This is a genomic window from Corynebacterium sp. KPL1824 (genome assembly GCF_000478095.1).
Lineage (GTDB): Bacteria > Actinomycetota > Actinomycetes > Mycobacteriales > Mycobacteriaceae > Corynebacterium > Corynebacterium accolens.
The window spans coordinates 425170-445516 of sequence record NZ_KI515749.1; the positions used below are offsets into that span (position 1 = coordinate 425170).

Below are 20347 nucleotides of genomic sequence, written 5' to 3' on the forward strand. Positions count from 1 at the left end.
AACGCGGGGTGGACTAATATGTCCATAGTAAACGTTTCCACCGTCGGCGTCCTTATGAGGAGAATCCCGCCCCTATGTCCCAGCATCTAGTCGAGCTCATGGTGCGCCCCACCTGCGGTTCCTGTAAACGGGTAAAAGAGCAGATTACCCCCGTTATCCAGGCGGCCGGCGCCCAGCTGGAAGTGCGCAACGTGGAAGACAGCCGCGAGCTCGAGATGGAATTCGGTGACCGCGTTCCCGTTGTAGTGATAGACGGAGAAGAATTCGCCTGCTGGGAAGTCGATAACGAAGAGCTGGCTGCCGAGCTGCGCTGACGATTCGGGTTCCACGCCCATGCGGGGTAGTCTTTGGAACCATTGCGGTCAATCAAAAGGTTGAGGAGTGTGGAGCATGAGCGTGCTTGTTGTGGGAATGTCCCACCAATCGGCACCCGTGGCGTTGCTGGAAAAGTTGAGCATGGACGATGTGGTGCAGCATTCCGCCTGCGGGCAGTTGGTTGATGCCGAGTCCCTGACTGAGGCGATGATCATTTCCACGTGCAACCGCCTCGAGGTCTACACGGTGACCAATGCCTTCCACACCGGCGTGCAGGACGTCATCCGGGTGCTCAAGGAAGTCTCCCAGGTCGATGAGGAAGAGCTGCGCAATTACCTTTACGTGCGCTATGCCGATGCCGCCGCGGAACACCTCATGTCCGTTACCTCCGGCTTGGATTCAATGGTGGTGGGCGAGCAGCAGATCATCGGCCAGGTGCGTTCTGCCTACCAGTCCGCCTCCGAGCAGGGCACGGTCGGCCCGCGCATCCACGCCTTGGCGCAGTCCGCGCTGCGGGCCGGCAAGCGCGTGCACTCGGAAACGGAGATCGACAAGGCCGGCGTCTCGATGGTGACTTTCGCCTTTGACCAGGCGCTGCAGCGCCTCGATGCGGAGGATCTGCAGGGCAAGTCCGCGCTCGTGCTCGGCGCCGGGGCGATGGCCTCGCTTGCGGCCACCCATGCAGGCCGGCTGGGCATCGGCGAGCTGGTGATTGCCAACCGCACCCGCGAGCGCGCCGAGCGTCTTGCCGGCCACGCAGAAGAGGCCGGGGTGCGCACCCGCGTGGTGGACTTTCAGGACCGCGCCACCGCGCTTGCCGATGTCGACCTCGCCATCTCCGCCACCGGCGCCGAGGGGTTTACCATCACCGCCGGCGATATCCCGCCCGCGCACCCGCTGATGCTCATTGACCTCTCCCTCCCGCGCGATATCGATGACGAGGCAACGAAAATCGATGACGTGGACTTGGTGAACATCGAGCGCCTCAGCAAGTCCCTGTCCGCGGCCGCCACCGACGTCGCGGCCGGCACAAGCCCGCACGAGCAGGCCCGCACCATCGTGGACGAGGAGCTCGCCGCCTATACCTCCGCGCAGCGCGTGCGCGATGTGGCACCGGCTGTTAGCGCCCTGCACCGCCGCGCGGCGGACCTCGTGGAGTGCGAGGCGGCCCGCTTGCAGCAAAAGCACCCGGAGCTAGAGGGCAAGCAGCTTGCCGATGTCCAAGGCGCCCTCAAGCGCGTCGCCGACAAGCTGCTGCATGAACCGACGGTGCGGGCGAAGAAGCTGGCGGCATCGGATAGCAGCTTTAACAGCGAAAATGCCCTGCAGGAGCTTTTTGGCCTGCAGCTGGAAGGCTCCGGCGTTGCCGTTGCCGTCAATGAATTGCCCACGCTGAATAAGGAGGCGTAAATGTTCCAGATCGGTACCCGTGGCTCCAAGCTCGCCACCACCCAGGCAGGACACGTCCGCGATTGGCTTATCGATGCCGGATTCGATTCCGAACTCCACATCGTCACCACCGCAGGCGATACCAATATGGCCCCGGTCGAGCGCATCGGCGTGGGCGTATTCACCCAGGCGCTGCGCGAGGCGCTGTACCGCGGCGAATGCGATATCGCCGTGCACTCTTTCAAAGACCTGCCCACGGCCGAGGATGACCGCTTCCGCTTGGTTATCCCGCAGCGCCAGGACAGCCGCGAGGTGCTGGTCGCCCGCGATGGCATGACCCTGATGCAGCTGCCGGAGGGCGCGCGGGTGGGAACCTCGGCGCCGCGCCGCATCTCCCAGCTGGCCGCGCTGCGCCCGGACCTGGATATCCGCCCGCTGCGCGGCAATATCGATACCCGCATGTCCAAGGTGACCGACGGCGAACTCGATGCCGTGGTGCTGGCCTATGCCGGCCTGCTGCGCGGCGGCTACGAGGATCGGGCCAGCGATATTTTCGATCCAGAATTATTCATGCCCGCCCCCGCCCAGGGTGCGCTTGCCATCGAGGCCGTCGCCGGCACCGAGGCCGCCGCGGCGCTCGACGCTGTTGTCGATGAACAAGCCACCGCCGCAGCCCTCGCCGAGCGCGCCGTTCTCGCCCGCCTCGAGGCCGGCTGCACCGCGCCCGTGGCCGCCACGTCCCGCTGGAATGGTGATCAGCTCACGGTGCGCGGCGGCGTCTTTGCGCTGGATGGTTCCCGCCAATTGACCGCCACCGCCTCCGGCACCGCGGCGGACGCAGCGGAAGCGGCGGAGTTGGGCGCGCGGGTCTCTGATGAGCTATTCGCCCAAGGCGCGGCCGACCTGCTTGGTCAGTAATTTCTACTTTAAGCGCTAATAATTTAAGGTGTAGATACCATAGATCATTTTTTGCAATGATACCCGGCCCCCTTTAAGGGCATCCCAGGACGTCGCGCCTGGGATTTTGGCCGTTATGACCTTGATACCCACCGACGGCGCGGGGAGAAACACTGCAGGCGATCATGTCCGTGTGCGGTGCCGCGGGCCCAGATCTAGAAAAGAACTTTATGAGCAATGCTGTGTCAGACACCCAGTTGGGCAAGATCGTCTTCGTGGGCGCTGGTCCGGGAAACCCAGACCTGCTGACCGTCCGCGCCCGCGAAGTTCTGGCCAATAACGCTTTCGCCGTGGCCGATCCGCAGGTCATGCAGGGCGTGCGCGATGCCGTCGCCACCGCGCTGCCCGTCCCGCAAGAGCTGTTGGATGCCGCGGAAGAGGAATACGCGCAGATGTGCGCCGATGCCAAGGCCAAGGGCGCGCGCCGCAAGCCGCCCCGCCCGCCGGCACCGACCGCCGCGGTGCTCTATGCACCGGGCGAGGACATCGTCAGCCAGCTGCGCGAGTGCCTTGCCGAGGCCGATGGCGAGGACGTCATCCGCCTCGTGACCGGCAACCCGCTCAACCGCGAATCCATCAAAGCCGAGATCAACGCCGTGGCCTCCGCAGGCCTGGAATTCCAGGTCGTGCCGGGCATGTCCCTGCCCTCAACCGTGCCGTCTTTTGCCGGGCTGGCCCTGGGCTCGACGTACACGGAGGCTGATGTCACCGATGGTGCCGACTGGGACGCGCTCGCCAATGCCACCCAGCCCATCGTCTTGCAGGCCACCAAGGACGACCTCGCGGAGATTTCCACCGAGCTGCAGCAGCGCGGCATGCCGGCGGAAACCGAGGCCTTCGTGACCGTCCACGGCACCACGCGCCTGCAGCGCACGTACGAGACGACGCTGGGGACCATCGCCAAGCTGGACGCGGACCTGTCCGGCCCGCTGGTGGTCACGCTCGGCCGCAGCATCGATGACCGCACCAAGTACTCGTGGTGGGAAAACCGCCCTCTCTACGGCTGGCGTGTGCTGGTGCCGCGCACCAAGGAACAGGCCGGGCCCATGTCCGCGCGCCTAGCCGGCTACGGAGCCATTCCGCAGAACGTACCGACGATTTCCATCGAGCCGCCCCGCAACCCCGCGCAGATGGACCGCGCCATCAAGGGCATTGTCGAGGGCCGCTACAAGTGGATCGTCTTTACCTCCGTCAATGCCGTGACCGCCGTGTGGGATAAGATTTCCCAGCTCGGCCTGGACGCGCGCGATTTCGCCGGCGTGCACCTCGCCGCCGTGGGCACCAAGACCGCCGATGCCATCCGTGCCAAGGGCATGGTGCCGGAGCTTTTGCCGCACAAGAAGAAGCAAAACGCCGAGGGCCTGCTCGAGGTCTTTCCCAATTACGTCGAGGACATCGACGCCGTGAGCCGCGTCCTCCTGCCGCGCACCGATATCGCCGCCGATACGCTTGTCGATGGCCTCCAGGCCCTCCAGTGGGACGTCGATGACGTCGTGGCCTACCGTACCGTGCGCGCCGCCCCGCCCTCGGCAGAAATCCGCGACATGATCAAGACCGGCGGCTTCGACGCCGTGGCCTTTACCTCCGGTTCCACCGTGCGCAACTTGGTGGGCATCGCCGGCAAGCCGCACCAGCGGACGATCATCGCGTGCATCGGGCCATCGGCAAGCGCGGCCGCAGAAGAGCTGGGCCTGCGCGTCGATGTCGTGCCGGATGTTGCGGACGTGCCCGCGCTTGTCGATGCCCTCGCCAGCCACGTCGCCGCCCTCCGCGCTGCCGGTAACCTGCCCGCGCCCCGCAAGAAGCGTCGCGCGCGCAAGAAGACTACTAAGGTCGAGAAGGCGTAAGTTTTTAGTCTCGCTCTAAGGAGTACCCAATGAGCTCTTTTCCTGCCCGCCGCCCCCGCCGACTGCGCTCCACGCCGCAGATGCGCAACCTCGTCGCCGAAACCACGCTGCGCCCATCGGACTTAATTCTGCCGATGTTTATTGCAGACGGCCTCGATGAGCCGAATGAGATTTCCTCCATGCCCGGCGTGTACCAGCACACCTTTGACTCGCTGTGCCGCGCGACCGAAGAGGCCCTCGAGGCCGGCGTTACCTGCGTGGACCTGTTCGGCGTTCCGCTGGAAAAGGACAAGGACGCCACCGGCTCCGTGGCCTGGAACCCAGACGGCATTTTGAACCGCGGCATTTCCGCCCTGCGCGAGGAATTTGGCGATGACCTCATCATCATGGCCGATACCTGCCTCGACGAGTTCACCTCGCACGGGCACTGCGGCGTCCTCGATGACCAGGGCCGCGTGCTTAACGATGAATCCGTCCAGCTCTACCAAAAAATGGCCCGCTCCCAGGCCGAAGCCGGTGCGCAGATCATTTCGCCGTCTGGCATGATGGACGGCCAGGTTGCCGCCATCCGCGCCGATCTGGATGAGGCCGGGCGCGACGACGTCTCCATCATGGCCTACTCCGCGAAGTACGCCTCCGCCTTCTTCGGCCCCTTCCGCGAGGCCGTCGGCTCCTCCCTCGAGGGAGACCGCCGCACCTACCAGCAGGACCCGCGCAACTTCCGCGAATCCCTGCTGGAGGCCGAGCTCGATATCGAAGAAGGCGCCGACTTCGTGATGGTCAAGCCGGGCTTGCCGTATTTGGATGTCTTGTCCGCAATCGCGGAGACTTCCTCCGTGCCCGTCGCCGTGTACCAGGTCTCCGGCGAGTACGCGATGATCAAGGCGGGCGCCGCCAACGGCTGGGTCGATGGCGAGGCCATCATGCTCGAGTCGCTCACCGCCTTCAAGCGCGCCGGTGCCGACCAGATCCTGACGTACTTCGCCACCGAAGCCGCACGCCTGCTCAAGTAAAGGATTCTTGTGACACAGCCTTCTTCTCGTCCGACGCAGCAGCCCGCTTCGTCGCAGCCTGCTTCGCCGGAGCCGGGCGACCCGGGGCCGCAGCCGGGTGACCCGCGGCCACAGCACGGTCAACAGGAGCCGCAGCCGGGCGCTCCAGGGGCACAGCCCGGGGATCCGCGTGGCCAGCAGGGGCAACAACCCGGAACTCCGGGGCCGCAGCGCGATAAGCAGCGTGAGCCTCAACGAGAATCGCGGCCCAAGCCGCAGCCCGGCAAACCGCGCGGCCAGCAGGGGCCGCAGCCGGGCAAACCGCAGAACCAGCGAAACCAGCGTGGCAAGCTGGGGAACCCGAGCCCGAATCAAACTGGCGGCGGCAGGCAGGGCGGCAAGGACGCTCAGGGCGGTTCCAAGCGCCCCGAGACCGTGGTCTACATGTTGTGGCTATGGCTGGGCGTCGTCGTCGGCGAGACCGTCCACCAGATCCTCAACGTGGTGCTGACCCTGCTCAACCACGATGTGCTCATGGCGCAGGCCAAGCAGATGGTCGAAAGCGCCTCGGTTGGCGAGGACGGCGAAGAGGTATCGGATTCCTTTATTGAAATGGCCGCCTATGGATCGGTGGCGCTGTCGGCAGCCATTGCCATCGGCGTGCTGGTGCTGCTGCTGTTTTTGCTGAAGTCGCTGGCAGAGCCATCAAAGCGCGCGGGCACCTCGCGACGCATCTGGTTCGCCTTTTCCATTTACTTCGGTTTCCGCATCCTTCTGACCTTCATGGTCACGCCCGCGGGTGCCGACGTCCCCGACTGGCTCTTCGCTGCCGACGGCATGGTACAGATCTTGGTCGGCGTCGCCGCCGTATTGGGGCTCATCTTCTCCATTAAGCCCGACACCCTTGACTACACCGGCGAGCTCGAGCAAATGCGCGAGCTGGAAAAGGAACTCGAGCAGGCGCGCCGCGATAAAGAGCGTGAGAAGCGCGAAAAGCAGGAGGCCAAGGAGAAGGACGCCAAGCAAAAGGACTCCAAAGATAAAGTCGGCCGCAATCAGTCTCCGCGGAATTCCGCCTCCCAAAACAGGGGCGATGACGACAGGGTCAACCGATGACCAGCATGTTCCCCGGCCACGGCCGGCGCGATGATGACCAGAACGGCGGTTCTGCGGATAAGAATCATCGCCCAGGGCCTCGCGACTATAACCGCCCTGTGCAGCACACCACCCAGGATCAAGACTTGTCCGTGTGGCCGCGCCCGCTCCGGTGGGCGTATTGGGTACTCGTTGTCGCCGCCGTCATCATGCTGGTCAGCGGCATGGTCGGTATCTTCGGCGGAGGCGGCGAGCAGATAGAGCCCGCGGATTCGCACATCGCCGAGTTTGTGCGGTCGAACCGCCTATTTGTCTCAGTATTTAATATCATCGGCGCGATCATTCTGGCGCTGTTTTCCGCGCAACTCGCAAACGGATCGAAGTGGGCGCGTCGCATCATCTCCGTCGTCATCGCGATTGCCCTCTTTTTCAATATCGCGGCCCTGGCTCTTGGTATTGGTGGGCTCGGCCTGCTGATTATCGCCGTGACGCTGCTTATCGCGGTAGTTCTGCTCTTCCGGCCCCAGTCCAATCGGTTTATCGCCCACCGCAGCCTCCACGGGCGGGGCTGACGGGCGCTGATCGCAGGGCTAGCGCTCGCCTCACGCGAGGTTAGTGCGCAGCTGGCCTACGGCTGACGGACGCTGAACGCAGGGCTAGCGCGCAAGCCGAGGCGCCATTGACACGCATGAAGCGCGCGGGCAAAGGCGCGGCAAATTAGCCCCTGCTCCAACTTTTGATTCATAATGAGGGGTATGTCTCGACTTAACCGCGCCCCCATTATCGATGCCGCCCTCGGCCGCACCCCCTCCCGCCCGCCGGTGTGGTTGATGCGACAAGCTGGTCGCTCCCTGCCGGAGTACCGCGCCGCCCGCGAGGGCATCAGCATGCTGGACTCTTGCTTCATGCCGGAACTCCTGGCAGAAATCACCCTGCAGCCGGTGCGCCGCCACGACGTGGACGCGGCCATCCTCTTTTCCGATATCGTGGTCCCACTCAAGGCCGCCGGCGTCAACGTTGACATCGTGCCCGGCCGCGGGCCGGTGATGGAGAAGGCGGTGAGGGAGAAGGGGGACATCGGCAAGCTGCCTATTCTGGAAGCTGACGTGCCTGAAGTCGCCCAAGGCATTGCGGGAATCCTCGACGAGCTGACCGAGACCCAAGCGCTTATCGGTTTCGTCGGCGCGCCATTTACCCTGGCCAGCTACCTCATCGAGGGTGGGCCGTCCAAGAACCACGAGCGCACCAAGGCGCTCATGCACGCCGAGCCCGAGACGTGGCACATGCTCATGCGCCGGCTCGTGCCCACCATCATTAATTTCCTGCGGGTGCAAGTCGATGCCGGCATCGACGCCATGCAGCTTTTCGATTCCTGGGCCGGCTACCTCAACGAGCGCGACTACCGCGAGTTCGTGCTGCCCTATTCGCAGGAAATCCTGGCCAGCGTCGATATTCCGCGCATCCACTTCGGCGTGGGCACCGGGGAGCTGCTACAGGCGATGTCCGAAGCCGGCTCCGAGGTCATGGGCGTGGACTACCGCGTGGCCATGGACACCGCCGCGCAGCGCGTGAATTCGCGCGTGCTGCAGGGCAACCTCGACCCAGCGCTGCTTTTTGCCGGCGACGATGCCGTGCGCCACGCCGTGCGCACCATCCGCGGCGAGGTCGAGCGCGCCCAGCAGCGCGGCGATATCGACACCCATATCTGGAACCTTGGGCACGGGGTGCTTCCCACCACCGACGCGGAGGCCATCACCCGCGCCGTATCCATCATTCACGAGGAGGGCTAAATGCGTATTGCCATCATCGGTGCCGGCCTCGCCGGCCTAACCGCCGCCTACGAACTGCGCGAACACGATGTGGAGGTCTTTGAGGCTGCTGGGCGCATCGGCGGGAAACTGTATTCCGTGCCGTTTAATGACGGCCCCACCGACATGGGCGCCGAGGCTTTCCTCGCCCGTCGGCGCGATGCCGTGGAGTTCTTCCACTCCCTCGGCCTTGCCGGGAGTTTAGTTGACCCGTCAGGTTTGCGCTCGCTGGTCTACAGCGGGGAGCTCAAGGCCCTGCCGCAGGACGGGGTGATGGGCATTCCGTCGCATTCCGCGCCGGTTGCGCACCTGGTTTCGGAAGAGACGGCGCGGCGCATCGATAACGAGCAGCCCTTCGAGTGGACCGTGGGCGGCGACGTCTCGGTCGGTGAGTTGGTGCGTCAACAATACGGCGGCGACCTGGTGGACCGCGTGGTTTCCGCGCTGCTGGGCGGGGTGTACTCGTGCACCGCCGATGACCTAGGCCTGCGCGCCACCATCCCCACGCTTGCCGATGCCCTCGATTCCCTCGCCGCCTCCCGCCCCGTCACCCTTTCTGCGGCCGTGCGCTCCCTTGAGAAAGCCCGCGCGGATAACCCCAGCGGTTCCGGGCCCGTTTTCCAGACCTTCCGCGGGGGCTACGCCGAACTCTATGAGACCCTGGCGGAAAAATCCGGCGCGAAGATTTTCGTTGACACGTTCATTTCTGGCATCTCGCGCGAGGGCGATAAGTTCCGCCTCACCGGCGCGCCGGGCGATACCGCGACCTTCGACCGCGTGTTGGTAGCTACCCCGGCGCCGACCGCCGCGCGCCTTCTACCCAAGGTGGCTCCGGATGCGGCAACGCGGTTGAAGGGGGTGAAGCTGGCGGCATCGGCAGTCGTGGGCCTCAAATTCGAGTCCGATACCGATCCCTCCGGCACCTCGTTGCCACAAAACTCCGGCATCCTCGTCGCCACCGACCAAGATGACGTGCACGCAAAGGCATTCACGTTGTCATCGCGCAAGTGGCCGCACCTGGCAGAGCGCGGCGGGGCGCTGGTGCGCGCCTCGTTCGGCCGGTTCGGCGACGACGCCATCGTCCGCGCCGAAGAAGACGACCTCGTGGACTACGCCCTCGATGACCTGCAGCACCTGACTGGCTTCGACGGCCGCGCGGCTGGCGTTGCCGAAATCTTCACCCAGCGTTGGTTCGGTGGCCTGCCGCGCTTTGATGCCACCCACCTCGACACCGTAGCCGCCGTGCGCGATGCCTTGTCCCAATCCCCAGGCGTCGACGTCACGGGCGCCTGGGCCGGCGGCGTGGGCGTGCCTGCGGTCATCGCGGATGCGCGCGCTGCTGCCGCACGCATCTCTAGCAGCTAGCTCGCGTGGCTGGGACCCGCATCTAGCATCAGAAGCTGGCCTCGGCTGCAACTGGCGCCGGTCGCAGCTAGCGAAGTCGGTGGCTGGCGCTGCCGGTAGTTACGAATCGCCGGCGGTCCCGCACTTGAACCGCGACGCGGTCCGGAGCTGGAGCGAATCTGTTTTGGGCATGCCTAAACAGGCAGCAGGGCTACTGCTGCCTGAACAGGCGCTTGCGGCCGATTCCGCGCGTGCGGAAACCTGACATGCGCGCAGATAATTGGCATGTGCGAGGGCCTGACCCCTCGGCCGGGAATGCCGGTTGGGGCCTGGGCGCTAGGTTCCAGTGCTGGGAACCGGTGTTAGGAACCAGCGCTACGGGGCAGTGCCGAAAGTCCGTGCTGGGGGCCTATGCTAGGCGCTAGCACTAGGTTCCGACGCTGGGGCCGGGCACGGCATCGGCCCAGGGCGGTTGCCACACCACCCGCCCGCGTCTGCGGGCGAGGCGACCACGGCGAGGTGGGGCATTCGGGTCATCGTCGTTGACGCCGTTGTGATATGGGCAGCAGGCCGCAAGGTTGGCCATATTGGTATCGCCGCCGTGCTGCCAGGCTTCCAAGTGGTGGATTTGGCACTTATCCGCGGGATAGTTGCACCGCGGCCACGGGCAGACGGGGTTTTCGGCGGCGGCCATGAGCCGCTGCTTCTCGTTAGCCATGCGCTCGGTGCGGTAGAGGTTTACCGCGCCCTCGAAGGGATGCACAAGGGTGATAAGGCCGCGCTCGGAAAGGGCGCGCGCGACCAATTCGGCGCCGGTAAGCCGCGCACCATTGGTGAGTTGGATGGTGATTTCTTCGCCGTCACCGTCGATGATGCGGTCGAGCTCGTCGAGCGTGATGATCGCATTGGTCGTTACCGTCGGCCGCGGGGCGGCGGCGCCGGAGCCGGAGAAAAGCCCCGCGACGGAATCTAAAGGCGCATCCTCGTCCAAGTTGGATTCTAAGTCAGCGATGAGGGCAGACGGCCCGGTAATCGCGAGCGTCCACGGCGCCTCCTTGCGGCGTCGAATGCGCACGCCGGGACGCGGCGGGGTGGGCGGATTAATCTCGCGCAGCTTCTTGCGCGCGAGTTTTTCCATCTCATCGGTATCCGCAGCGGTGCGACACAGCTCGACGCGCAGCTGCCACGCCTGGCGCTTGGTCTTTGCGCGGGTGGCGTAGCGCTCAATGACCTCCAGCGTCGGCAGCGCGTGGGCGCGTTCGCGGGCGGCGGCTACCGCGCGGCGTTGTTGGCGGGGAAAGGAGGTGGGGGAGAAGAAGGCATCGGCAAGCGTGAGCAGTGTGCGCGCCGTCCGGTTCGGCGCACCGGCCGCGCGCAGCTCGCGGGCGGACATGCCTGTGCACCCGGCGACGATGTCGATGCCGGGCGCCAGGGCCGCGAGGTATGCCTGAAGTGCTGTCATACCCCGCAGCTTAAGGTGATAGCGCAACTAAAGCGCGGCGCGCGGGTGGGGCCTGTGGATAACTCGCCCGAAAAGCGCTAAAAAGCCGCGGTTCGTTGACGCGACATGTGAATAACTAGCCCTTATTGCGGAAAACGAAGATGGATGAGAAGTCCTGGTTCCCGTGGCCCATGTCCTGCATCTCAGCGAAACGCTCGATGGCAGCGGATACGGCGGGCAGGGGCTTATCGGAGGTCTTCTCCATGAGCTTGGCGTCCTTAGCCAGGGCGTCGACGGTGAAATCGCCGGGGTCGGTATTGCGCTCGCCGGTGATGAACGGGCCTTTCATATTGGACATGAACGACAGGCCGGTGATGTCGAGCATCTGCAGGATGACCTCGGAATCGAGCCCCTCGGATTCGCCGAGTTGCAGGGCTTCGAGCAGGCCTTCGGCGGTCACGGCTAGGGCAAGGTTGGCCAGCAGCTTGCCGATGGCCGCCGTCGCCGCCGTTTCCACCCCAATCAGCTTCTCTTCGCCGGCCCAGGCCTCGGCAAGGCCGAGGGCGACCTCGCGGCGGTCATCGTCAGGCGTGCCGACATAAACGCCCAGGTTGCCCTCGCGCGCCGGGCCCAGCGAGCCCACGACGGGGGAGTGGACGTAGGAGTCGACGGCGGCAGCGAACTCGCGGGCATCGTCAGGCGAAACCGTGGTGGTATCGATCCAGGTAACGCCCTCGGGGATGAGCTGCGGCTCGATAACGACCTCGCGGATCTGGTCGGGGCCGAAGAGAGAGGTGATGATGACCTCGGCGCCCTCGATGGCCGCGGCGGGGGTATCGGCGCGCGCCGCGCCCTCATCCACGAGCGGTTGCGCGCGCTCGGCGGTGCGGTTCCACACCGTCAGCTCGTGCTCAGATAGTAGGTGGCGGGCAAGCTCGGTGCCCATGCGTCCGGTTCCTAAAAATGCAATCTTCATACTTCCCCAGTGTGCCATCTCAGCGGGAATGCTGTTTTCTATGACGTATCACGGAACCTCAGGGAACGTTGGAGGGTTGCTGTGAATTCCACCGACATGCACAGTCAAACTTTTGTATGGCGCGCGAGTCGCTAGAATGACAGACATGCCTAATACTTCCCAGTCGCAACAGTGGTTCGAGCGTTCCTCCAAAGTGATCCCGGGCGGGGTGAACTCGCCGGTGCGCGCTTTCGGCTCCGTGGGCGGCCAGGCCCGCGTGATCGAGCGGGGCGAGGAATCGCGCCTGTGGGATGTCGACGGCAATGAGTACATCGACCTCGTGAGCTCTTATGGCCCGATGATTCACGGCAACGCGCACCCGGAAATCGTCGAGGCCGTGCAGCAGGCTGCCACCGGCGGGCTGAGCTTTGGCACGCCGACGGAGGGCGAGGCTCTGCTGGCGGAGGAAATCGTCAAGCGCACCGCGGCTGATAAAGTGCGCATGGTTAACTCCGGCACGGAGGCGACCATGTCGGCGGTGCGTTTGGCCCGCGGTTACACCGGCCGCGCGAAGGTGCTGAAGTTTGAAGGTTGCTACCACGGGCACGTGGATGCGCTGTTGGCATCGGCAGGCTCGGGCGTGGCGACGTTCGGCCTGCCGGACTCGCCGGGCGTGACGGGCGCGACGGCGAAGGACACCATCGTCGTTCCCTATAACGATCTGGATGCGGTGCGTGAGGCTTTCGCGGAGAACGAGGGCCAGATTGCCTGCATCATTGCGGAGGCCTCTGCCGGAAATATGGGCACCGTGGCCCCGAATGAGGGCTTCAACGCGGCGCTGAAGGAAATCGCGCATGCCGATGGCGCCCTGCTCATCCTCGACGAGGTCATGACCGGCTTCCGCACCTCGTACAAGGGCTGGTACGGCGTCGATGGCGTGGCGGCGGACCTGATGACCTTTGGCAAGGTGGTTTCCGGTGGCTTGCCGGCCGCGGCCTTTGGCGGTCGCGCCGAGGTCATGGACTACCTGGCACCGGATGGTCCGGTCTACCAGGCGGGCACCTTGTCCGGTAACCCTGTGGCGATGGCTTCGGGCCTGAAGTCGCTGCAGCTTGCCGATGAATCCCTCTACCCCCGCCTGCAAGAAAAGGCCGACCAGCTTGGCGCGATGATTTCCTCCGCGCTGGAGGCCGAGGGCGTGGCGCACCACATTCAGCGCGCGGCATCCATGTTCTCCATTCGCTTTGCAGAGGGCGAGGGCCGCAACTTCGCGGATATGCAAGCCGCGGAGAACTTCCGCTTTGCCCCGTTCTTCCACGCGTTGCTTGAAAACGGCATCTACGTGGCACCGAGCGCGTTCGAGACCTGGTTCGTCTCTGATGCTCTTGGCGATGCCGACTTCGAGCGCATCGATGCCGCCCTCAAGCCCGCCGCGAAGGCCGCGGCCGCAGCGCGTCCCGCACAATAAGTCCTGCGCAACAAGGCCTACTCAATAAGGAGAGACATGACACGCACCATCGTTCACCTCGTGCGCCATGGCGAGGTACACAACCCGGGCAAGATCCTGTACGGGCGCATCCCGGGCTACCACCTATCCTCGCGCGGGCATTCCATGGCCGCGCGGACGGCGGAAAGCTTCCGCGATCATGATGTGACCTATTTGGCGGCCTCGCCGCTGCAGCGCGCGCAGGAAACGGCGCGGCCGATTGCGCAGGTAACGGGGCTAAATGTGGACGTCGATAAGACGCTCATTGAGTCCGGCAACCAATTCGAGGGCCTGCGCACCAAGGGTTTGCGCTCGGCGCTGTGGAATCCGCGGCACTGGCCCAAGATGGTCAACCCGCTGGAGCCGTCGTGGGGCGAGGCGTATGAGGGCATCGCCGAGCGCATGCTCGGTGCGGTCGACCGCGCGCATACCGCGGCAGAAGGCCACGAGGCCGTGCTGGTGAGCCACCAGCTGCCCATCGTGATGGTGCAGCGCACGGTGCTGGGCCAGCGCCTGCCGCATGCGCCGTGGAATCGCGAGTGCGCGTTGGCCTCGGTAACCTCGCTGCTTTTTGAGGATAACCAGGTCACCGATATCTTCTACTCCTCGCCGGCGCAGGAGATTTAATGGCACGCACACGCACCCGTGCGGCAACGCGCGTTGTGGCAGCCGCGCTTTCTGCAACCGTCCTGACCTTGACCGCCTGTACGCAGGATGCCGAAAACGCCCAAAACGCGGTGGCCACCGGCGGCGAGTTCGAGTTCATCTCCCCGGGCGGGGAGCGGGAAATCCATTACGAGGAAGCCGATAGGAAACCGCTGCGCAGCTTCAGCGGCGCCGATGTCCGCGATACGGATAAGACCATTTCCTTGGATGACTACGAGGGCGAAGTCGTGGTCTTGAACTCTTGGGGCCAGTGGTGCGCGCCGTGCCGCGCCGAGGCCGATGACCTGCAGGCGGTGCACGCCGAGCTGCAAAAACGCGACCTGGGCACGGTCCTAGGCATCAATGTGCGCGACTATAACCCGCAGGTATCCAATGACTTCTTGGACGATAACGGCTTGGAGTACCCCTCCATCTATGACCCGCCGTTTAAGACGGCCGCGGCGCTCGGCGGCGTGCCTACGTCCGTGGTGCCGACCACGATCGTCTTGGATAAACAACACCGCCCGGCTACCGTTTTCTTGCGGTCCATCACCACCGATGACGTGATGGATGTTGTGGATAAGTTAGAAAAGGAATAAATGGATTACGCAGCAAATATCGGCGGCCAGTTTGCCGAAGCTGCCACCTCCGGCCCGTTGATCCTCGGCATCCTCGCCGCGGCTCTGGCGGGTCTTGTCAGCTTTGCCAGCCCCTGCGTCATCCCGCTGGTGCCCGGCTATATCTCTTACCTCGCCAGCGTGGTTGGCGGTGAGGTGAGCTATGACGAGAAGCTGGGGGTGGGCGTCGGCAAGCGCAGGCAATGGGCCGTCGTGCTGGCGGCAGCACTGTTCATTCTGGGCTTTACCGTGGTCTTTGTGCTGGCGACGGTCTCGGTCTTTGGCGCGATTTCCGCGCTCACGCTCAACGCCGATACGCTGATGCGCGTGGGCGGTGGCGTCACCATCTTGATGGGCGTGGTTTTCCTGGGCGCGATTCCGGCGCTGCAGAAAGACACCCGCCTGGCGCCGAAGCGCTGGACAACGTGGCTGGGCGCGCCGCTGTTGGGCGGCGTGTTTGCGCTGGGCTGGACGCCGTGCCTGGGACCCACGCTGGCGGCGATTGTGTCCATTTCCGCCGGCACCGAAGGCGTGACCGCCGCCCGCGGCGCCCTGCTTATCGTGGGCTATTGCCTGGGCCTTGGCCTGCCGTTCCTGCTGGTGGCGCTGGGGTCCGCGAGGGCGATGCGCACCATTTCGTGGGCCCGCAAGCATTCGCGCACCATTCAGATCATTGGCGGCGTGGCGATGATCCTCGTGGGCCTTGCTCTGGTTACCGGCCTGTGGGGCGAGTTTATTTCCTATATCCAGAAATGGACCGTGGACTACGGCGCAACCCTCATTTAGGAGAAACGTGAAATATATCCGCAAAGCCTGGCGCTGGCTTACCAGCATGCGCACTGCGCTGGCCCTGCTTTTCTTGCTGGCGCTCGCCGCCATCCCCGGCTCCCTCTTGCCGCAGCGCGATCTGAACGAGCAGAACGTGCAGGAGTTCATCGAATCCAATGGCACCGTAGCGGAAATCTACGATAAGCTGCAGCTTTTTGATGTCTTTTCCTCCGTCTGGTTCCAAGCCATCTTCTTACTGTTGGCGGTCTCGCTCATTGGCTGTATCATCCCGCGCTCCATCGATCACTACAAGGCGTGGCGCACACAACCCACGCGCGCGCCGAAGTACCTCCACCGCTTGCCGCTGAGCGCCGAGGGGCATTCGGATAAGAGCGAGGAAGAACTCAGCGCGGAGATCCACAAGCGCCTGAAAAGGTGGCGCGTGGCCGAGTACGCCCCGGAGAAGGATCGCGCCGGGGTGCACGCCTTTTCCGCTGAGCGCGGCTACGGCCGCGAGCTGGCCAACCTCATTTTCCACGTCGCGCTGGTGGCGATCCTGGTCACCGTGGCCGCCGGGCGCCTGGTCAACTACGAGGGCCAGGTCATCGTGGTGACGGAGTCCGGCTCGCAGGGCGGCAATACCTCGCTGGAGCAGTCCACGGAGTTTTGTAATACTTCTACCTCGAACTTTGACTCCTTCCGGGCAGGGCCGCTTTTCGATGGCACCGGGCTCCACCCCTTCTGCATGACCGCGCATGACTTCACCGCGAAGTACCTGCCCAATGGCCAGGCGGAGATGTTTACCTCCAATGTCTCTTATGCGGAAGGCGACGATATTTATAAGGATCCTTCCGAATGGAAGGACTACGAGCTCAAGGTCAACCACCCGCTGCGCCTGGCGCAAAACCGCGTCTACTTGCAGGGCCACGGCTATGCGCCGACGGTGACCGTGGAGTGGCCGGATGGTGAAAAGCGCACGCAGACCATCCAATTCCAGCCCACTGACACGACCTTCTTCCTGTCCTCGGGCGTGCTGCGCTTTGACCCGCCTGCGGGCATGTACCCGGATCTTTTCGAGCGCCGCCAAAACCAGCTGGCCATCCAGGGGCTTTTCGCCCCGACGGCCGAGTGGAGCGGTGAGAACGGCAAGCTTTTGCAGTCCTCCCACCCAGGCCTGAATGATCCGGCGCTGGCGGTCGATATCTACCGCGGTGATGCCGGCCTCGATACCGGCACTCCGCAGTCGCTCTTCTCGCTGGATTCAAGCCTCGTGCACTCGGGGCAGCTGCAGAAGATCGACCGCGTGAACCTGAGCCAGGGCGATGACGTCACGCTTGACGATGGCACCAAGATCACCTTCAACGGCGCCAATGAGTTTGCTAATTACCAGGTCTCCTATGACCCATTCCAGAAGTGGGTGCTGGCATCCGCGCTGATCATGTTGGTATCCCTGGTGGCCTCATTGATGATTAAGCGCCGCCGCGTCTATATTCGCCTGCGGCCGGATTCCGCCGACGGCACCACCATCGAGATGGGTGGTCTCGCCCGCACCGACCGCGCCGGCTGGTCCGAGGAATTCCACGAGCTGCACCGCGCGCTCTTGGAGCTTCCGGATCCAGATGAGGTGGAAGAAGACAAACTCTATACTGATGATTGATCCAACTATAGTTGGATCCCGCTGTGTGCATGAGTAAGGTATTCAGCATTATCCCGCACGTGTGAAGGCTAGGTGGACTCCCTTGCAGATCGATCAGAATCTGTCGAACTTCTCGGATCTCGCGGTGCAGACCGCATTCGTGGTGTACTGCGTCGCGCTATTTATGTCGCTGTTGTACTACGGCCGCATTCGCAGCCTCATCGAGGCGCGCCGCGTGGGCCGCTCGGAGGCGTCCAAGGTATTAGTCGGCGCAGGGGCCGAGGCTGGCGCCGCGGCCGGGACCGCCACCGGGGCTGGCACCGGCACAGACGCCGCCACTGGCACGGGCGCAGCAGCTGCCAGCACCGATTACGAGGCTGAGGCGTCGTCTGCGGCCGCCACCTCGAGCGAGGACAAAGTCGCGGAGAAGGAACGCAAGCTGGATAAGCTCGGCGGAATGACCACCTCGCTGATGTGGGTTGGCATTGCTTTGCACGCCGCGGCAATCGTCCTGCGCGGGCTGGCCACGGGCCGTTTCCCGTTTGGCAACCTCTACGAATACGTATTGATGGTGTGCTTCGGCGTGCTGCTGGTGGGAAATATCGCCATGCAGCGCAAGGAATGGCGCACGGTCTGGCCGTGGATCCTTACCCCGGTGCTGGCGCTGATGTTTTACGGTTCCACCAAGCTTTATGCGGATTCCGCACCGGTGGTGCCGGCGCTGCAATCGCACTGGCTGCCCATTCACGTCACGGTGGTGTCCTTGGGCGCGTCCATCGGCATCGTGTCCGGCATCGCCTCGCTTTTGAGCCTGTTGCGCCTGTGGCAGCCAAAGGACGCCGAACGCGGCTTCTTTGGCGCGCTGGCTTATCCGCTGCCGTCCGCGGCAAAGATTGACCGCCTGGCATACCGCTTGGGCGTTATCACCCTGCCCACCTTGGGCCTAGGCATCATCTTGGGCGCCATTTGGGCAGAATCCGCGTGGGGCCGGCCTTGGGGCTGGGACCCGAAGGAAACCGTGTCTTTTGCCACTTGGATCCTCTATGCGGCCTACCTGCACGCCCGTGCGACCCCGGCCTTCCGCAAGGCCGCGCCGTGGATCAACGTCCTAGCGATGGCGGTGATGGTATTCAACCTCTTCTTTATCAATATGGTGGTCTCCGGCCTACACTCCTATGCGGGGCTGAACTAAATGGCCACCAACCATAGCCCGCGCAATAAGCAGGGAAAGCCCGCCGGCGATAACGAGCTCATCCTGGGCTTGGGCGCGCAGATTGCGCAGCGGCGGCGGGAGTTGGGCATCGTCCAGCAGCAGCTTGCCGATGCCGCCCAAGTCTCCCGCTCCACCCTCCACACCATCGAACACGGTGGGGCAGGCGTGCGGTGGGAAAAGGTTACCGCCGTGGCAGAAGCGCTGGGACTTGAGATGCGGTTCGTGCCAAAGGATTAATCCTGGTTGTCGTCCTGGCCCTTTGAATCACCGTTGCCGTCGGCGTCGCGAGTGCGGCGCTGGCGGCGTTTTTCTTCCTCGGCCTCCTGCTTGCGGCGCTGCTTGAAGCGCTCCTTTTCCAGGTTCCACAGGAACTCCTCGTCATCATCGGGGCCCTTGATGGAACGCGGTTGTTCTTCAACCTGGCGGGACTTCCAGGATGATGGCCCAAAGGCCTTCCACACCAGGTAGGCGGCGAGGACAAAAAGCAGTAGGAGGATTAGTCGACCCATGCGGATTATTCTACCTGTACGGCGTACAATCGACCCCCATGACGCACAACCCTGAGCCACCAAAACCGGACCCCGAACTGCGCCGTCGCTCCCGCAAGGCGCTATGGAAATACGGGCTCGCGCGCGTGGTGCTTTTTATCGCGCTCACCGCGGTCATTGAGCTGCTGGCGGTAGCGATTGATTTCCCCATCCCCGTCCTCGTGGCAGCGCTCTTGGCGCTCTTTGTCGCCCTGCCGCTATCGATGCTGATTTTTAAAAATTGGCGCATCGAGGCCACACAGACGTTGGCGGAATACTCCGCGCAACGCAAGGCGCACAAGCGTTGGGTGCAGGCCGAATTGGAAGGCCGCGCGGAGGCCTAGGCGCAGAAGCTTAGCCTTGGACTAGACCAGGGCGACGGCGATGGCCTCGATCACGGCCCAGATGAGCATGGCGCGCCCGGTCAGCCCCAGCACGGGGATGAGCTCGGCTCCGGTGGCGCCGCGGTTGACGGTGCGTACCGCGCGGAGTGCAAACGGGAAGTAGACCAGGCCGGCCAGCGCGAGCCAGCTGCCGAAGGCAACCGCGATGGTGAGCACGAAGGGCAAGAGCAGCAGGCCGGTAAAGAGCAGGCGGGCGTTTTTAGTGCCCAGCCGCACCGCGAGGGTGATCTTGCCGGCCTCGGCATCGGAGGGAATATCGCGGATATTATTGACCAGGTTCACCCCGGAGCTCATGGCGCCGATGCCGATGGCCAGGGCTAGGCCAGTCCAGGAAATGCGGCCGGCTTGGGTAAATTCAGTGCCGAGCACGGCGACGAGGCCGAAGAATATAAAGACGGCGACCTCGCCCAGGCCGCGGTAGCCGTAGGGGTTCTTGCCGCCGGTATAAAACCACGCACCAGCGATGCACAGCGCACCGATGATAATGAGCCACCAGGCACCAGCGGCCAGAGACAGGATGATTCCGGCCAGGCCGGCGACGGCGAAGCAGCCAAAGGCGGCGTATTTCACGTGGCGCGGTTGTGCAAGCCCGCTGCCGGTCAGCCGCTGCGGACCGGTGCGGTCATCATCGGTGCCGCGGATGCCATCGGAATAGTCGTTGGCAAAGTTCACGCCGATGATTAGCGCCCACGCCACGATGAGTGCGAGCAGCGCGCGGCCGATATGCCCGCTATTAATGCCGAAGGCCGCGCCCGTACCTGCGATTACGGGTGCGAAGGCATTGGCCCACGTATGCGGGCGAGCGCCATTGATCCAATCCTGTGCGGTAGCGGAATAATTACCGGCTGATGAAGTCATAGCCACCATTGTGCCACTGCGTAGTGGGCGTACAGCAATCAGGAAGTCAG

Annotated in this window: 21 protein-coding genes; 17 read left to right on the top strand and 4 right to left on the bottom strand. The window is 64.2% G+C overall.

Annotated elements, in window-relative coordinates:
• Positions 1-74: 74 nt before the first annotated feature.
• The 9 genes from HMPREF1267_RS01970 (at position 75) to HMPREF1267_RS02010 (ending at position 9768) form a co-directional block, all read left to right on the top strand.
• On the top strand, positions 75-314 hold the full coding sequence (locus tag HMPREF1267_RS01970) for a glutaredoxin family protein (protein WP_005276722.1): 240 nt from the start codon (positions 75-77) through the stop codon (positions 312-314).
• Positions 315-390: 76 nt separating this feature from the next.
• Positions 391-1725, top strand: a complete 1335-nt coding sequence (locus HMPREF1267_RS01975) for a glutamyl-tRNA reductase (protein ID WP_023028215.1) — start codon at positions 391-393, stop codon at positions 1723-1725.
• Positions 1726-2622, top strand: a complete 897-nt coding sequence (hemC, locus tag HMPREF1267_RS01980; RefSeq protein WP_023016653.1) for a hydroxymethylbilane synthase — start codon at positions 1726-1728, stop codon at positions 2620-2622. It begins immediately after the preceding gene.
• Positions 2623-2831: 209 nt separating this feature from the next.
• Entirely contained in the window at positions 2832-4508 is a 1677-nt protein-coding gene (locus HMPREF1267_RS01985) for a uroporphyrinogen-III synthase (RefSeq protein ID WP_232215091.1), read from the top strand.
• A gap of 29 nt (positions 4509-4537) precedes the next feature.
• Positions 4538-5521, top strand: coding sequence for a porphobilinogen synthase (gene hemB, locus HMPREF1267_RS01990; RefSeq protein WP_023028217.1), 984 nt, complete (start codon positions 4538-4540; stop codon positions 5519-5521).
• 9 nt (positions 5522-5530) lie between these two features.
• Positions 5531-6616, top strand: coding sequence for a hypothetical protein (locus HMPREF1267_RS01995; RefSeq protein WP_023028218.1), 1086 nt, complete (start codon positions 5531-5533; stop codon positions 6614-6616).
• Entirely contained in the window at positions 6613-7167 is a 555-nt protein-coding gene (locus tag HMPREF1267_RS02000) for a hypothetical protein (protein WP_023028219.1), read from the top strand. Before HMPREF1267_RS01995 ends, HMPREF1267_RS02000 begins: the two co-directional genes overlap by 4 nt.
• Before the next feature lie 183 nt (positions 7168-7350).
• Positions 7351-8385 carry a uroporphyrinogen decarboxylase gene (gene hemE, locus HMPREF1267_RS02005; RefSeq protein ID WP_023028220.1) on the top strand — a complete coding sequence of 345 codons (1035 nt, stop codon included), beginning with the start codon at positions 7351-7353 and terminating at the stop codon, positions 8383-8385.
• Positions 8386-9768 (top strand): protoporphyrinogen oxidase, encoded by a 1383-nt coding sequence (locus tag HMPREF1267_RS02010; protein ID WP_023028221.1) that lies wholly within the window; start codon positions 8386-8388, stop codon positions 9766-9768.
• A gap of 406 nt (positions 9769-10174) precedes the next feature.
• On the opposite strand, the gene HMPREF1267_RS02015 is transcribed toward HMPREF1267_RS02010, so the two are convergent.
• Positions 10175-11209 carry an HNH endonuclease signature motif containing protein gene (locus HMPREF1267_RS02015; RefSeq protein ID WP_023028222.1) on the bottom strand — a complete coding sequence of 345 codons (1035 nt, stop codon included), beginning with the start codon at positions 11207-11209 and terminating at the stop codon, positions 10175-10177.
• Positions 11210-11324: 115 nt separating this feature from the next.
• Entirely contained in the window at positions 11325-12164 is an 840-nt protein-coding gene (locus tag HMPREF1267_RS02020) for an NAD(P)-dependent oxidoreductase (protein WP_034666802.1), read from the bottom strand.
• A 136-nt stretch (positions 12165-12300) separates the two neighbouring features.
• Between HMPREF1267_RS02020 and hemL the strand changes: the two genes are divergently transcribed.
• The 7 genes from hemL (at position 12301) to HMPREF1267_RS02055 (ending at position 18745) form a co-directional block, all read left to right on the top strand.
• Positions 12301-13611 carry a glutamate-1-semialdehyde 2,1-aminomutase gene (gene hemL, locus HMPREF1267_RS02025; RefSeq protein WP_023028224.1) on the top strand — a complete coding sequence of 437 codons (1311 nt, stop codon included), beginning with the start codon at positions 12301-12303 and terminating at the stop codon, positions 13609-13611.
• 36 nt (positions 13612-13647) lie between these two features.
• Entirely contained in the window at positions 13648-14256 is a 609-nt protein-coding gene (locus tag HMPREF1267_RS02030; RefSeq protein ID WP_023028225.1) for a histidine phosphatase family protein, read from the top strand.
• Complete coding sequence (locus HMPREF1267_RS02035) at positions 14256-14873, top strand: TlpA disulfide reductase family protein (protein ID WP_023028226.1); 618 nt, start codon at positions 14256-14258, stop codon at positions 14871-14873. The genes HMPREF1267_RS02030 and HMPREF1267_RS02035 overlap by 1 nt, the downstream gene beginning before the upstream one ends.
• On the top strand, positions 14874-15677 hold the full coding sequence (locus HMPREF1267_RS02040; protein WP_005276753.1) for a cytochrome c biogenesis CcdA family protein: 804 nt from the start codon (positions 14874-14876) through the stop codon (positions 15675-15677).
• A gap of 7 nt (positions 15678-15684) precedes the next feature.
• Positions 15685-17316, top strand: coding sequence for a cytochrome c biogenesis protein ResB (locus HMPREF1267_RS02045; protein WP_023028227.1), 1632 nt, complete (start codon positions 15685-15687; stop codon positions 17314-17316).
• A gap of 82 nt (positions 17317-17398) precedes the next feature.
• Positions 17399-18487 carry a c-type cytochrome biogenesis protein CcsB gene (gene ccsB / locus HMPREF1267_RS02050; protein WP_023028228.1) on the top strand — a complete coding sequence of 363 codons (1089 nt, stop codon included), beginning with the start codon at positions 17399-17401 and terminating at the stop codon, positions 18485-18487.
• On the top strand, positions 18488-18745 hold the full coding sequence (locus HMPREF1267_RS02055; RefSeq protein ID WP_023016668.1) for a helix-turn-helix domain-containing protein: 258 nt from the start codon (positions 18488-18490) through the stop codon (positions 18743-18745). It begins immediately after the preceding gene.
• Here the strand turns inward: HMPREF1267_RS02055 and HMPREF1267_RS02060 are convergent.
• Positions 18742-19017 carry a hypothetical protein gene (locus tag HMPREF1267_RS02060; RefSeq protein ID WP_005276761.1) on the bottom strand — a complete coding sequence of 92 codons (276 nt, stop codon included), beginning with the start codon at positions 19015-19017 and terminating at the stop codon, positions 18742-18744. The two genes, HMPREF1267_RS02055 and HMPREF1267_RS02060, sit on opposite strands and share 4 nt — an antisense overlap.
• Positions 19018-19055: 38 nt before the next feature.
• On the opposite strand from HMPREF1267_RS02060, the gene HMPREF1267_RS02065 reads away from it, so the two are divergent.
• Positions 19056-19379 carry a DUF4229 domain-containing protein gene (locus HMPREF1267_RS02065; RefSeq protein WP_023025118.1) on the top strand — a complete coding sequence of 108 codons (324 nt, stop codon included), beginning with the start codon at positions 19056-19058 and terminating at the stop codon, positions 19377-19379.
• 21 nt (positions 19380-19400) lie between these two features.
• On the opposite strand, the gene HMPREF1267_RS02070 is transcribed toward HMPREF1267_RS02065, so the two are convergent.
• The gene (locus HMPREF1267_RS02070) at positions 19401-20306 is read right to left on the bottom strand and encodes a 1,4-dihydroxy-2-naphthoate polyprenyltransferase (protein ID WP_023028229.1); all 906 of its coding nucleotides are present in this window, start codon (positions 20304-20306) and stop codon (positions 19401-19403) included.
• Between the last annotated feature and the right edge of the window lie 41 nt (positions 20307-20347).